This window comes from Thalassospira permensis NBRC 106175, from assembly GCF_000714555.1.
In the GTDB taxonomy this organism is placed as follows: domain Bacteria; phylum Pseudomonadota; class Alphaproteobacteria; order Rhodospirillales; family Thalassospiraceae; genus Thalassospira; species Thalassospira xiamenensis.
The window spans coordinates 389,912-404,819 of the sequence record NZ_AUNC01000001.1; the positions used below are offsets into that span (position 1 = coordinate 389,912).

Sequence of the window (14,908 nt, forward strand, 5' to 3'; positions counted from 1 at the left end):
CCGGTCTGCCGGACGGAGACGCTTTTGCCGGGCTTTGCGAACCGCCTGATTGCATTCTGTGCCCTGATTGTCTTGTGCGGGGGCGGGAAGGCTGTGCTTGCCACAGAATTGCTGGTTGCAATAAACGATGCGCCGCCTTACCGCATTGTTGCCGGGGAAGGGCAAGAGCCGGAATTTTCCGGCATATATGTCGAGGTTTTGAAAGAAGCAGCATCACGTGCCGGGCATACTTTGCGGTTTGATGTGGTTCCGTTCCGTCGGGCCCTTTATCTGATGGAAGAAGGTGGGGCGGATATAATGCTGGGACCGAACCGTTCGGCAGAGAGGGAGAAATTCATGTATTTCTTCGATGCCGCACTGCCCGACGAACCAAAAGCGATTTATCAATCGGCATTAACCCCGGATATCAGGCAGATTGAAGAGCTGGCAGGCCAGCATGTCGGCGTGCTTCGCGGTGCGTCCTATATCGATGCGCTGTCGTCAGAAGAAAGTATCGAATGGGTGGAAGCAGCAGACTATCTCACACTGTTTCGGATGCTCAATCAACAGCATGTCGACGCGGTCATTGTGCCGGAATTGCTGGCAGCGGATTTGCTGAGCGACAAGAAGCTGGCGGTGCGCAAGGCAAGTCTGGTGTTGCAGGGCGAACCTTCCCTTATCGGTCTGTCGCGTAAGTCGCAGTTCTTTCTCAGCCGGGAATATCGCGGTCTTGAGAAAGAACTGATCAACATGCGCGACGATGGCACGTTTAATGATATTTATCGCCGCTACGCGGGATCGGGGTCATGAGGGCCACCGATCCCGTGACGTTTGGCCGTTACATGAACAGTTTTTCGTCTTCCATGCCCTTGTAAAGATCCGCGACATATTCCTCGTAGCCATTGTAAAGCTGTGTCGGGACTTCTTCGCCGGTGGTCAGCAGGCGTTCCTGTGCCTGGCTCCAGCGCGGGTGGGGAACTTTTGGGTTCACGTTGGCCCAGAAGCCATACTCGCCATCGTTAAGCTGTTCCCAGAAACTGACGGGGCGTTTGTCGGTAAAGGTAAATCGGACAATCGATTTGACGTTCTTGAAGCCGTATTTCCACGGAGTGACCAGACGCAACGGTGCGCCGTTCTGTTTGGGAAGCGGTTCGCCGTAAATGCCGGTCGCGATCATTGCAAGTTCGTTGGTTGCCTCGCTGATTGTCAGGCCTTCGATATAGGGCCATGGATACCAGAACTGCCGCAGGCCCGGCATGGTGTCCTTTTGTTCCGCAGTTTGCATTTCGATGTATTTTGCACCTGAAAGCGGTTTGGCATAATCGACCAGTGCCTTCATCGGGAAACCGGTCCAGGGCACGGTCATCGCCCAGGCTTCTACGCAGCGGAAGCGATAAACGCGTTCTTCCAGCGGCATTTTGCGCACCAGATCCTCAAAATCGATTTCAATCGGTTTTTCAACCATTCCGTCAATCTTGACCGTCCATGGGCGGATTTTCATCGCCTGTGCAGCATCGGAAATGAATTTGTGCGATCCGAATTCATAGAAGTTGTTATAGGTCAGCGCCTTTGATTTGTCGGTAATGGCGCGATCAACAACGTAAGCCGGATTGCGCATCGCCGGATAAAGATCGGCGGTGGGATCGGATCCCTGGGCCAGTGCGCGACCGAAGGGCAGGCTGGTTGCTGCTGCGCCGATCGATCCTGCAGCAATGCCCTTCAGAAACTGGCGACGGTTTTTGTAAACGGATTCCGGGGTCACATCGCGTTCGGCGATTTCCCAACCCTTTTTGCGGCGTATCAGCATCTAACCCTCCAAACTGGCTGTGTTCAATGTCGAAGGAAAAGGCGCTTTGGGCAAGTAACGCCTCGGTGAGGGGGGAGTGATGAGCATTTCTGATGTTGTGCAATTAAGCCAGAATGCCCGAAAAACGTATCTTTTCTATGGTCATGTTTTGCATACGATCCCAAAACCGCGATGGATTGATCGTGCCAGATGATCGGTTGCAGGGTATTGTGATCTTAAATCAAACGATCCGACTGACAGGATCGACGATGCAGTTGCTATTCAGGGAACGAAAACGTGTTTGAATTCAAAGATATCGAGATTCTGCAGGATATCGTCAAGGCAGGGGGCTTTCGCGCGGCGGCCCAAAAATATGATCTGTCCCAGTCGGCGATTTCATCGCGGGTTTCCGCACTTGAGAAAAGGCTGGGCATCATGCTGTTTGACCGGTCCAACCGGCAGGTGCGTCTGACGGCGGCAGGTCTTCGTTTTCTTGAAGAAGCGCAGCGTTTATCGCGTGCACGCGATCGTATCTGGCAGGAATTGACCCATCCTGGGGAACTGAGCGGCACGGTCCGCATTGGCGTGGCGGAAACCATCGTCCATACGATTCTGACCGATATGTTGAACAAGCTCAAAGACGATTACCCGAAAGTCCGTTTCGAACTGTCGGTTGATACATCCGGCCAGTTGGCGATGACCATGGCCGACGATGCACTTGATGTTGCGATCATGTTGCGGGAATCGGTGCCGCAGGGCGCGGTTGCCGCCGCCCTTAAGCCGGTTCAACTGGGCTGGTATTGCACCGGATCGATGGAATTACCCGATCATCCGCTATCGCTGGCCGAGCTTGCCGAACATGCAATTGTTACCTTCCCGAAGGGAACGCCACCGTTTCGTGAGGTCGAAAGCATCTTTTCCGCACCCGATATTTCACCGCCTGCATTACATGGATCGGCGTCACTTTCGACCGTAAAACACCTTGTCGGCGGGGGATTTGGTATTGGTGTTTTGCCGTCCCTGATGGTCACAAATTCCGTTTGGGATGAACATATTAAGGCAATTCCGGTACAGGATGAAGCCCGACTGACCGACCTTCATTTCGTGATCAGTTACTTCCCGGAACGCAACCGTGAAATTGGCGAGGCGGTGATCGAGGCGGCCAGATTGTTCGATCAAACTGATCTATAAATTAGATCATAAATTGACGAAAATGATTTCTTGACAAGATCGGTTGAGTTTCTCAAGCTTATTGCGAGGCTGAGAACAGGACCGAATAAATGAACGCGACAAAAAGCGCATCTTGTTCCCCGACAACCGTTTCGGAATCTGCATCGACGATATCGCCACTGGCCTTGCGCCACGCAATTCGTTCCGGAAAACATCGGGGCACCACGACTGGCTATGCATCCGGGTATCTGCAGGGCAATCTTGCGATCCTGCCGGCAAGCCATGCCGACGAGTTTCTTAAATTCTGTGTCAAAAACCCGAAATCATGTCCGTTGATCGGCATGTCCGAACCGGGTTCACCGTATATTCCGGAACTTGGCACCGATCTTGATATTCGTACCGATCTGCCGGGTTATCGCGTGTTTCGTGGAACAATCGATTTTGAAAGTGTTTCCGATCTAACCGCGGTCTGGCGCGATGATCTGGTAACCTTTGTTCTGGGCTGTTCATTTTCGTTCGAGGCAGCAATTACGCGCAGTGGTGTGCCACTGCGTCATATGGATGCCAACCGGAACGTGCCGATGTATGTGACCAATATTGCGACCACCCCGGCCGGGCGTTTTCATGGCCCGCTGGTGGTTTCGATGCGGTCCTTCAAACCCTCCGATGCCATTCGTGCCATTCTGTATTCTGATCGTTATCGTCTGGCGCATGGTGCGCCGGTTCATATTGGCGATCCGGCCAGCATTGGCATTTCCGATCTCATGAAGCCGGACTTCGGCGACGAACCTGTCGTGAACGAGGGGGATATCCCGGTTTTCTGGGCCTGTGGCGTTACGCCGCAAATGGCGATCCGCAATGTTTTGCCGGACCTTGCCATTACGCATGAACCCGGTCTGATGCTGGTGACGGATGTCCTAGCAGAAGCCGCGGAATTTTCATTACAGACAAAGACCGCCTGAAATCACAAACAAAACCCAGCTATCAGAGAGGACCATCTCATGAAAAAGACAGTATCATCGTTACTTGCCGTTTCGGCCCTTGGTGCAGGCATGATCGCAACCCCGGCCTTTGCCGAGGACCTTGCCGTTGTCGGCAGCTGGAGCAGCCTGCCACTGAACAAGCAGTTTGAAACACCATTCTGGACCGAAGAACTCCCAGCAGCATCGAACGGCGAAATCAATGTTCAGATGACCACCCATGATCAGATGGGCATCGGCGGCGGTGACGTTTTCCGTATCCTGAATGACGGTGTTTTCGATGTTGGCATGACGGTTGCCGATTATGCGGTTGGCGATGCCCCGGAACTTGAAGGCCTTGACGTGCCGCTGGTTGCCAATACCGCCGAAGAAGCGCAGGCAATGGTTGAGGCTGCCCGCCCGATGGTCGAGGATATCTTCAAGGAACGCTTCAATTCCAAGGTTCTGGCAATTGCCCCGTATCCGCCGCAGGTCGTTTTCTGTAAAGGTGACGTGACGTCACTTGAAGACCTTAAAGGTAAAAAGGTTCGTGGTTCGGGCCGCATGACCACCAAGTTCCTTGAAGCACTGGGTGCCAACGGCGTCAATGTTGCGTTTTCCGAAGTGCCGGGTGCGCTTGAACGTGGTGTAATTGACTGTGCCGTTACCGGTGCCGGTTCGGGATACAGTGCCGGTTGGTGGGAAGTTTCCGACCATCTGATGACCATTCCGCTTGGCGGCTGGGACCCGGTCGTAACAGCGATGAATTTCGACAAGTGGAACAGCCTGTCGCCGGAAATGCAGAAACTGATCACTGATGAAGTCAATTCCAAGTTCGAAGCCCCGGCATGGGCCGCGGCCGCAGGTGCGCTTGAAGCCGACATCGCGTGTCTGACCGGTAATGGAACCTGCCCGGCGGGTGATCCGGCAAGCATGACCCTGGTTGAGGCATCTGATGCCGATCTTGCCAAGGCCAAGGAAATCCTGACGACTGTTGTTTTGCCGGAATGGGCCGAACGCGCCGGTGCGGACTGGGTTAAACGCTGGAACGATACAGTTGGCAAAACCGTCGGTGTTGCCGTACCTCTGAGCTAAGCAGAAAACCAGCCGGAGGAGGCCGCAACCGTGACTACCTCATTGATTGCGGCCATCCGCCGCATTAACCGCATGATCGCGTTGCTTGTTGGACTTGTTCTGACAGGCTGCGTGATCCTGATCATCGCAGATATTCTTTTGCGTGAAGTCGGCATTTCCTTTGGGGGTGCGGATGAAATATCGGGATATGTGATGGCCGGGGTTGCCAGTTGGGGCATGTCCTATGCCCTGACGGAACTGGCGCATGTCCGCATTGACCTTATCCGTTTGCGCCTGCGCCAGCGTGGCAAGGCGATGCTTGATCTTCTTGCGATCATTGCCCTTGCCGGAACGTCGATTGTTATTGCCGTTCAAAGCTGGCCGGTTCTGCAAAAGACGATTGAGCGCGGGTCACGCGCCAATACCCCGCTTGAAACACCGCTATGGATACCGCAGTCGATCTGGCTTTCCGGCTGGATATGGTTTGCCGTGTGTTCAAGTGTTCTGGTGATCCTGACATTGTCGCTTCTGGTCAAGCGTAACCTTGAGCAGGCTGATGCGCTTGTTGGTGCGCGCTCCGAACTGGAGTTGGAAGCATGATCTTTACAGTTACCGCATCGCTTCTGGGGCTTTTGGCCCTGTCCATTCCGGTCGGGATTGTTCTGTTCCTTCTGGGGTTCGGGGTCGATCAGCTGTTTTCGCCTTTCCCGCTTTTGCGCGGGCTTGGGCAGGTGGTCTGGTCATCGTCGAATTCATCAACCCTGATCGCCATTCCGTTCTTTGTGCTGCTTGGGGAAATTCTGGTGCGCGGGGGCATTGCCGAACGCACCTATGAAGCCCTTGATAAATGGTTTTCATGGCTTCCGGGCGGATTGATCCACGCAAATATCGGTACCGCGACGATGTTTTCGGCAACGTCGGGGTCATCGGTGGCGACGGCGGCGACGGTGGCAACCGTTGCCATGCCGCAGGCCGAAAAGCTCGGTTATGATCCGAAACTGTTTTCCGGTGCGATTGCCGCGGGTGGGACGCTTGGCATCATGATCCCGCCTTCGATCAACCTGATCGTCTATGGCTTCCTGACCGAAACATCGATCCCGCGTCTTTTTCTGGCCGGGTTGATCCCGGGGCTTCTGATGGCGGTGGCCTTCATGATGGTCACGGCGATCCTGTGCAAGATCAAGCCGACCCTTGGCGGCACAAGCCGTTCATTCACCTGGTCGGAGCGGATCGGTAGCCTGCAGCATCTCCTGCCGATTGTGGTTCTGTTCCTTGTGGTGATCGGGTCGATCTATGCCGGTTGGGCAACGCCAACTGAATCAGCCGCCGTCGGGGTTGCGATTGCGATGCTGATTGCGGCTTTCAATCGCGGTGTTTCGCGCGAAATGATCGAACGCTGCCTGTATGGCACGGTTCGGATCACCGCGATGATCATGCTGGTGATTATCGGGGCTTATTTCCTGAACTTTACCCTGACCGCCGCAGGCATGGGGCGCGAGCTCAAGGATCTTCTGACCGGTCTGAATTTTTCGCCGATGGGGACTTTGATGGTCGTGATCCTGCTTTACATCGTGCTGGGTTTCTTCATTGAAACCCTGTCGCTGATGGTGGCGACCATTCCGATCATTGTGCCGATCATGACCGGCATGGGATTCGATAAGGTCTGGTTCGGAATCCTCCTGATCGTTCTGATCGAGATGGCCCTGATCACACCGCCTGTCGGACTTAATCTTTACGTTGTGCAGGGCGCACGCAAATCTGGTCGATTGTCCGATGTGATGCTGGGCGTCATTCCGTTCGTTCTGGTGATGCTTGCCATGATCGCCCTGCTTGTCGCGGTGCCGTCCGTCGCCCTGTTCCTGCCCGACATCCTTTGATCCGGTCGGGATAAACACGCGCGCCAACACGCATCATGTCTTGATCTTTTGTGCCTTCGGGGCGGACCGGGAAACCGGTCCGCAACCGCCAGATGCGCGCAAAATTTGTAAAAATCAGAATTGGGATAACGCAAATGCAGATGAATTTTATCCTTGATGGCGGTGCCGTCAGCTTTGAAATCGGCCATTGCACGGTTGCTGGCTGGACCGGCCGCGATGCCAAGGCAATCCAGCATCACATTGACGAACTGGCCGCTATCGGGGTCAAACCGCCTTCGACCGTGCCGCTTTATTACCGCACATCGTTTGGCATGCTGACCCAGGCACCGGTGATCGAGGTGGTTGGCAAAGGCACATCGGGCGAGGTAGAGCCGCTGGTGATTGCAAAGGATGGTGTTTTGTATCTTGGACTGGCATCCGATCATACCGACCGCGAACTTGAAGCCCATTCGGTTGCACTGTCAAAGCAGATTTGCGCCAAGCCGGTCGCCAACACGATCTGGAAATTTGACGATGTTGCCGATCATCTGGAACAGATCGAACTGAAATCCTGGATCCGTGAAGGCGACAGTGATGAATGGGTTCCATATCAGGAAGGCACGATTGCATCGATCCGTCCGCTTTCCGATCTGATCGAAGGTTCGGGGCTAAAGTCGGCAGGGGCCAGTGGTAAGGCGGCTGCGATGCTGTGTGGAACTTTTGGTGCGAAGGGCGGGGTGCGTCCGGCACGTTCGTTTAAAATGGCGATGAATGACCCGGTACGGGGGCTGAGCATTACGCACAGCTATGACATTGTTGAATTGCCTGAAATCGCCTAGGCTCGGTTTCAGAAAATTTCCATAAAAATCAGAATGTAACGGAGGCAGCCCGATGGGTGCGATCATCGACAAGGCGAAGGCGGCAATCGACAGGGTCGATCAACTGGGCGATTTGGCAGCCAGGATTTTCACCGAGGTTGACCGCGACCGCATTTTGCGTGGTGCCGCGGCGGCTGAAGAGCGCGTGGCGCAATCGGCAACAGACTTGCCGTTGGCCGGTATGCTGGTTTCGGTAAAGGACCTTTACGACGAGGCCGGTGTGACCACCACGGCAGCATCAAAATTGTTGCAGGGGCGTCCGGCAGCAACGCGGGATTGTGAAATCATCGCGCGTATCAAGGCTGCCGGTGCCGTGCCGTTTGGTCGCACCACGCTCAGCGAATTTGCCTATTCCGGTGTTGGACTTAACCCGCATTACGGAACGCCGGGCAATGTGTTTGACCCTGAAGGCATTCCGGGCGGGTCGACATCGGGCGGTAGTTTGACGGTTGCGCTTGGTCTGGTCGATATCGCGTTGGGTACCGATACCGGCGGCTCGGTCCGCATTCCGTCGGCGATCAACGGGCTTTATGGCTATAAGCCCAGCCGTTTGTGGATGTCGGGCGAAGGCATTCATCCGCTGGCCAAAAGTTTTGACACGGCGGGTCCGCTTGCCGGTGATTTGCAAACCGCCATAACCGCATTTGAAGTCATGTCGGGCAAAACCGTCCCCGCACAGGATGGCAAACCCGCCCCGATCAAAATCGGTGTGCCGGCCCATGCCTTTGTGAATGATCTTGATGACCGGGTGCGGGCGGATTTTGATGCGGTTTGCAAAAAGCTGGCAAATGCCGGACATCAGTTGATCGAGATTGATCTGGGCTTTTTGGCCGAAAATGCCGTGATCAATAAAATCCTTGTCGCGGCCGAGGCGCATAAAATCTATTCGCGGGATTTCAAGGCGCTTGAAACTTGCGGCGATCCGCGTGTTTTGAACCGGATGCGTTTCGCCGATACGCTAAGTGCGGCAGACCTGATTGATGCCTATGCCAAACGGACCGACGTGATTGCGATGTTCAGTTCGGCAATAGCGGATGTCGATGTGATGATTGCACCAACCTTGCCGATGATGGCACCCAAGATTGCCGAAGTTGAGGCCGACTTCGATCGTTTGAATGCAATGATGTTGCGCAACACATCCTATCTGAACCTTTCGGATGCCTGCGCCATATCGATCCCGGTTCCGGTTGGTGATGGTGTGGCACCGGGGGCGTTGATGATTGCGGCACCGCACGGGCATGATTTTGCGGTTCTGCGTGCGGCAAGGCGGATTGATCCGTTACTGCGCGGATAGGGTTCGGTTGGCGAAGCCGGATACGAAGAAGGCCCGGAAATCCATCCGGGCCTTCTTGTTGAGCACGACGTTTTGCGTCTTAGCCTTCCAGCAGGGATCGCAACATCCAGGCGGTTTTTTCATGGACCTGAATACGTGCGGTAAGCAGGTCTGCGGTGGCGTCATCGTCTGACGAGTCGCAGATCGGATAAAGTGAACGCGCGGTCTTGATCACGGTTTCATGGCCTTCGACCAATTGCGCGATCATGTCCTTGGCCGCAGGCACACCAGTTTCTTCGGGGATCGAGGAAAGTTTCGAATAGGCCGAAAAACTACCCGGTGCAAAGGCCCCCAGCGACCGAATACGTTCGGCAAGTTCGTCAATCGCCATGGCCAGTTCGGTATATTGTTCTTCGAACATGGTGTGCAGCGTCTGGAACATCGGGCCGGTCACGTTCCAGTGGAAGTTATGGGTTTTGAGATACAGCGCATAAGAATCTGCCAGAACGCGGCCCAAGCCGTCGGCGATTGCAGTGCGGTTGGTTTCATTGATTCCGATATCGATCTGCATGTTGTCACTCCGGTTAAATGGGGCACATGCCCGAGGGGTTTCTCTTTGTCTGTAAAGAGTATCAATCATTGGAAAACTTTACGCCAATCAATAGTTTAATGATTAGCGATAGATCAATTCTATTACTTTTTATGTGGTTTTTGTCGGGTGCTGACGATCAGGTCGGCCTGTTTTCCCGCAATCTCCTGCATGTGCGAGAAACTTCGCGTGAAAAAGCCAGTGCCCTGTGTGAGTGACCGTAATTCCATCACCATGTTGCCGGTTTCGGATGCTGGCATCTGCACGTCGATTTCGTCCCATCCCTGCCAGTCATCCTTGGCGCTGAACCCAAGGATCTGACCACGCCGGGTGCTGACCAGTCGCTGGGCTTTTGACGTGAATTCGGACGGAATTGAAATCGAATATCTTTCGATGGGTTCAAGCAGGATAGACTGCCCTTCTTTAAGCGCTTCGGCGATGGCAATGCGCCCGGCCATCTGAAACGCCTGATCCGAACTGTCGACCGCGTGATAGGACCCGTCAACCAATTCAACCGCGATGTCGACAACCGGAAAACCGAGCGGCCCGGAACGCGTGGCGTCGCGCACCCCTTTTTCGACAGCTGGGATATATTGCCGGGGAATGGCCCCGCCGACGATCCGTTCAGTGAATGAAAAACCTTCGCCGCGTCCAAGGGGTTTCACTTCGATCTGGGCATCGCCAAACTGCCCGTGACCGCCGGTCTGCTTTTTATATCGCCCGCGCGCCTGGGCCGGTTTGCGCACGGTTTCCTGATAGGCGGTTTCAACAGGCCGGGTTTCGATTTCAAGGTGATAGCGGCTGCGAAGCTGCGCCAGTGCGACCTGAAGATGGATATCACCATGCCCCCGTAAAACAAGTTGTCCGGTATTGTCGCTATGGATGAAGGACAGCGACCTGTCCTGTTCGCACAGATGGCGCAATGCTTCGGTCAGTTTGACGTCATCACCGGGTTTGGTGACTTCCAGCCCTGTTTCATAAAGCGGGGGCAATGGATCGGGCCACAGATTATCCATTTCACCATCGGTGGTGCAGAGCGAGCCGGTTCGAAGATGATCGATGCGCGGCAGGCCGATGATGCTGCCAAATGTGCCGATATCGAGCTTTTCGTGCTTATCGCCAAAGACCTGACACATGCCTGCGACCTTGTCGCGACCAAGTGTGTCGCCATTCTTTAGCTGTCCCGAAAGGACGCGCCCATAACAAAACCGCCCCGCATGGGGCAGATGAACAGTTTTAAAAATCTGGACGGCGACATTGTTGCCTTCCGGTTCAATGCCCAGGCGGTGGGCGCAGACATCCGCATTCGGGGCTTCGTGGCGCAACGCCTTTAACAACCGGATGATCCCGTGATCATGTTCGGCAGAACCGAAAAAGACCGGAACAATCAAATCCTTGGCCAGATCTCGTTCAAGATTGTCATAGATCGTTTCTGTTGCCGGTTTCTGATCTTCTAGAATCTGTTCAAGCAGGTTGTCGTCAAAATCTGCCAAAGCTTCGAGCAACCCGTCGCGGACTTCTGTTTCGCGATCCTTGGCATTGGCGGGCAGCGTGATCAGTTTCGACGGTTGCCCTTCCAGATATTGATAGGCCCGTTCGGAAACGACATCGACGAAACCGGTTATCGTATCGTCAGGCTCCTTGCCATCGCGGATTGGAATTTCACGAAGAACAAGTGGGCGTTCCGAAATTGATTGCAACGCATCAAGACTGTCGCGCAGGCGGATGCCGCCATGGTCGGTTTTGTTGATGAAAATCAGGTGCGGAATGCGGTTGCGATCAAGAAATTTCAGGGTCGGTGCGGCGATCATGGCGCGTGTCGGATCGGGTTCGACCACGACGATTGCAACATCGCATATCATCGCGGCTTCGCGGGCATCCTGTGCAAAGTCGACAGAGCCGGGGCAGTCGATGAAGTGCCATTCCTCGTCAAGATAACGGGTTTGGGCAACTGTCATTTCGGTGCTCATGTGCCGTTCGCGTGCTTCGGCGGTTGCATCACCGATTGTCGTGCCATCGCGAACGCTTCCCTTGCGATGGACACGGCCGGTTGCGGCAAGGAGGCTTTCAAACAGGCTGGTCTTGCCGCTGGAATAGGGGCCGATCAATGCTGCGCTTCGCGGAACGTGCCGGGGGCCTGAGGGGGAATTTGTGGCGTCATCTTTGTCTTTTGTGTTTTTGGACGGGGGCATGGACATCTCCTTGACGCATCATGGGACGCATGGGACCGGTCCGCGCATGGAGGTTGGTTCTGTCATCGCCCGGTAATTTTTGGCGGTTCCATGTGCTGTTGCCAAGGTGGCAACCGGTCAGGACGTTTCGCGGGCCCGGTTTGTGCCGGGTCTGTTTAGTGCGTGATGTCCGGTCTGCGTTGGCATGCGGGGCAAGGAGCCGGTGCCGGGAGTTAATGCAGGTGCATGCTGAATTTCGGATTGGCACATTCAGGCCAATGTGAAACCGGACAATCTTCAGGATAGATCATTATTGTTCATTTCGCTATCTCGGGTTTGGAGTATCCGTGCCTCTTTTTGACCATAATTCGCCCTCAAATGGCCCTATGCGACCTGTTTTCCTGCCCTATTCTCAAGGCAGATTGGTCATTGTCAGTCGAGGCAACGGCCAGAACCTTCTGTCCCCCCTCAAACGTCTTCTGGCCCGTTCTTTCATCTTCCCCCGAAGAAAGAACAATTGCAGACCTCGCTGATCGGTCTCCCCAAGACCATGAAGACCCCGAAAATGGGGCGGGTAAATCCCGCCCCTTCTTTTTTCCCGAACGGAAACAGGTTTTTCGCGGTTTCAGCTCCAAACTTTATTTTGCCCCAATTTGCCCCTGAATGGTCATTACCGGCCGGTTTTTACGCCCCAATTCAAGGGCATATTCACAATTGTCAGATGCGGAAACGCCGGTGAAGCGCCCCTCCCTCGCTACTCACCGGGACCTTTAAAATCACTGTCCCCCGCAGTGATCTGCACCCCAAGGTCAAGGCACCGTATCTGACCGGTCTCCCCAAGACCATCTGTCCCCAAAAAGCGTGGGGCGGGCAAATCGCCCGCCGCGCGCTTTTTCTTTGTGGGGCCTGACCCTAGAGACTGAAGATCGGTGTTGGCGTTTCGCGCCCACGCACGGTGACTTCACCGCGCGCCTGCCAGGCAAAACCTTCCTCGCAGGCCCTGACGGTATCCTCGGTCGCAAGGATGTAGCTGCCATATTGTTTGTTTAGCTGTTCCAGCCGGGCGGCAATATTGACATTGTCACCATGGACGGTGAAGGTCAGACGGTTTTCCGATCCAACCGCACCGATCACGATATCGCCGGTATTGATCCCGCAACGGGTTTTGAGCCTGCCGCCATGGCAAAATGTGGTTTCAGCACAGACCCGTGTAATATCGATTGCTGTCCGTACTGCGTTTAATGCGTGGTCGGGATCGGCTTTTACCGCGTTGAAGGTAATCAGCATTGCGTCGCCCTGAAACTGGGTGATCACGCCACCATGTTTATTGATCACATTGCTGGTCGCGGCGAAATATTCGTTGAGCATTGCAGCAAGTTCTTGCGGGCTCAGTTTTTCGGAAACGCCGGAAAACCCCTCGATATCGGTAAACATGATGGTGGCCCTTGCGGCTTCACCATCGCCAGGTTTGATTTGCTGGTTTGCGTGGGTAATGCGCGCGGCGACCTCGGGTGAGATAAAGCGTGACAGTTCGCTTGCCGCGATTTCATCTGTGACGGCACGGGTGAACGAACGTTGTGCTCGCAAAACTGCAATCGCTAGCACGGTTGATACCAGAACAATGGCAATGATCTTGTCGATCTCGGCCCCGATCAAGATCGAATTGGATGTCAGATATGTCACATAGTCCCGTGTGATCATACTTTGGCCGCGTTCGCTCCAGATCACATAGAATACCAGTATCAGCCAGCCAATTGCCGCCGTTGCGCCCGCCAGCAAAATATAACGCGGGTCAAACCGCAGGGTGCGCAGCGAGATGAAGATGAACACATAGATCATGGTCGGCGATTTGAGATAGAAGCTCGCCGGTTGCATATACTGGATATGGAAGCTCCAGATCAGGACCATCAGCAAACCAATATCGACAATAACCGACAGGGTCAGGAACCAGTTTGACAGGCTGCTGCGATAAGACAGTGCCAGTCGGATAAAGGTGAACATGAAATATAGTCCCAAAGCCCATGGGACAGGATGAATTCCGGTGTTCATGAATGTTTTGGGTGAGACGGCGTAAAGGGTCGCAAAGATCGTCACCAGCAAGAGCTGCACCCAGCCGATCAGTTTTTCGCTCTCTTGCTGCTGAAGGGCAATCGCATGACGCACACGTTCCGGCAGGCGATCCTCTGCCGGTTTGCCAAACAGGAACTGGCCGATATTTTTCTGCATGATTTTAATCCCCGATTACCAGACGCACGTGCGCGCAAGCTTCATACTGCGTGGTTTCGGTGAGGCTGCCAAGGTGAAGACGGTTGCAGCGGGTCACAGTTGCGCGTGGTGATGGTGAGGCTGTCGTGAGGGCAAAAAAAAGCCGGGCAAATGAATGCCCGGCAAGTTTATCAGGGAGGCTTCACGTCTGGGAGACGTAGGACCCTTCTCAGGGCCCTGGGTATGCCGGGCAGGGCGCCCGGCAAAGACCGAAATTCGGTCAGGGAGAAAACTCTGTACCGCGATGCGGTTGTTCACCGCTGCGGTTCGAAGAGGAAGATAGCGTTTTTGACGGGAAACACCACTGTCAAATTGCTCATTCAGCCATGCGTAAATTGCATAAATCTTGGGCTGCGAAAATTTTTCCTATAAGTAACTGAAATATATAAAATATTTATGGATTCTAATGCGCTTGTTCCCAATCTTTTGATCAGTTTACTGCCGCTTAATTGTGCGAATGCGAAAAAAATGCCGGTAGCTAGGGGAAGCTACCGGCAAGATCAACAGGGAGGCTTTAACGTCTGGGAGACGAGGAATCCAAGGAAGATTCCAAGCCGAATAACGTTTCGGCGGACGGATCATGCGGAGATCAGGAAAAGATGAAAGCGCTCTTCGCGTTTGCGGTCGCTAACAACTTCTGATGTGAATATACGCATATGATCTTACGCTTAAAAATAGAATAACGACAAGCCAACCATGCGCTCAGTGCATGGCGAAAAAATGTCAGTAAATTGAAGCTATTATGACTGCGTTTTCTTGAAAGGCCCGATTTTGCATCCTGATAAACCTGCACATCATGTCAGTGATTTGCTAATGCACGCTCAGGTTTGGCCGTCGTCGGCATGTCATCGTGTGGAGTGCTGTAAATCAAAGGTTGTATTGTTCCGTTGAGACGCAAGAAAAAAGCC

Annotated in this window: 12 protein-coding genes; 8 read left to right on the forward strand and 4 right to left on the reverse strand. The window is 54.1% G+C overall.

The features are described 5' to 3' along the window. Positions 1-24 precede the first annotated feature (24 nt). The gene (locus SMB34_RS20550; RefSeq protein ID WP_051682064.1) at positions 25-789 is read left to right on the forward strand and encodes a substrate-binding periplasmic protein; all 765 of its coding nucleotides are present in this window, start codon (positions 25-27) and stop codon (positions 787-789) included. A gap of 28 nt (positions 790-817) precedes the next feature. On the opposite strand, the gene msrP is transcribed toward SMB34_RS20550, so the two are convergent. Next, positions 818-1,786, reverse strand: a complete 969-nt coding sequence (gene msrP, locus SMB34_RS01725) for a protein-methionine-sulfoxide reductase catalytic subunit MsrP (RefSeq protein WP_007090064.1) — start codon at positions 1,784-1,786, stop codon at positions 818-820. Between the two features lie 276 nt (positions 1,787-2,062). Here msrP and SMB34_RS01730 point away from each other — a divergent pair, with 276 nt between their 5' ends. The 7 genes from SMB34_RS01730 (at position 2,063) to SMB34_RS01760 (ending at position 8,996) form a co-directional block, all read left to right on the forward strand. After that, entirely contained in the window at positions 2,063-2,956 is an 894-nt protein-coding gene (locus SMB34_RS01730) for a LysR family transcriptional regulator (protein WP_007090063.1), read from the forward strand. Between the two features lie 89 nt (positions 2,957-3,045). Next, the gene (locus SMB34_RS01735) at positions 3,046-3,897 is read left to right on the forward strand and encodes a putative hydro-lyase (RefSeq protein ID WP_007090062.1); all 852 of its coding nucleotides are present in this window, start codon (positions 3,046-3,048) and stop codon (positions 3,895-3,897) included. Between the two features lie 39 nt (positions 3,898-3,936). Continuing rightward, complete coding sequence (locus SMB34_RS01740) at positions 3,937-4,989, forward strand: TRAP transporter substrate-binding protein (RefSeq protein WP_007090061.1); 1,053 nt, start codon at positions 3,937-3,939, stop codon at positions 4,987-4,989. Between the two features lie 30 nt (positions 4,990-5,019). Beyond that, positions 5,020-5,568 carry a TRAP transporter small permease subunit gene (locus SMB34_RS01745; RefSeq protein ID WP_114109680.1) on the forward strand — a complete coding sequence of 183 codons (549 nt, stop codon included), beginning with the start codon at positions 5,020-5,022 and terminating at the stop codon, positions 5,566-5,568. Beyond that, positions 5,565-6,845, forward strand: coding sequence for a TRAP transporter large permease (locus SMB34_RS01750; protein WP_007090059.1), 1,281 nt, complete (start codon positions 5,565-5,567; stop codon positions 6,843-6,845). Before SMB34_RS01745 ends, SMB34_RS01750 begins: the two co-directional genes overlap by 4 nt. 134 nt (positions 6,846-6,979) lie before the next feature. Next, the gene (locus SMB34_RS01755) at positions 6,980-7,663 is read left to right on the forward strand and encodes a DUF2848 domain-containing protein (protein ID WP_037987372.1); all 684 of its coding nucleotides are present in this window, start codon (positions 6,980-6,982) and stop codon (positions 7,661-7,663) included. A 52-nt stretch (positions 7,664-7,715) separates the two neighbouring features. Further along, complete coding sequence (locus tag SMB34_RS01760; protein ID WP_037987373.1) at positions 7,716-8,996, forward strand: amidase; 1,281 nt, start codon at positions 7,716-7,718, stop codon at positions 8,994-8,996. 79 nt (positions 8,997-9,075) lie between these two features. Here SMB34_RS01760 and SMB34_RS01765 read toward each other — a convergent pair whose 3' ends face one another. The 3 genes from SMB34_RS01765 to SMB34_RS01775 all read right to left on the reverse strand — a co-directional run bounded on the left by SMB34_RS01765 (position 9,076) and on the right by SMB34_RS01775 (position 13,961). After that, positions 9,076-9,546: a Dps family protein gene (locus SMB34_RS01765; protein ID WP_037987374.1), complete on the reverse strand. Its 471-nt coding sequence runs from the start codon at positions 9,544-9,546 to the stop codon at positions 9,076-9,078. A gap of 122 nt (positions 9,547-9,668) precedes the next feature. Continuing rightward, entirely contained in the window at positions 9,669-11,756 is a 2,088-nt protein-coding gene (locus SMB34_RS01770; protein WP_037987375.1) for an elongation factor G, read from the reverse strand. An 891-nt stretch (positions 11,757-12,647) separates the two neighbouring features. Beyond that, positions 12,648-13,961 (reverse strand): adenylate/guanylate cyclase domain-containing protein, encoded by a 1,314-nt coding sequence (locus SMB34_RS01775; protein ID WP_037987376.1) that lies wholly within the window; start codon positions 13,959-13,961, stop codon positions 12,648-12,650. Positions 13,962-14,908 lie beyond the last annotated feature (947 nt).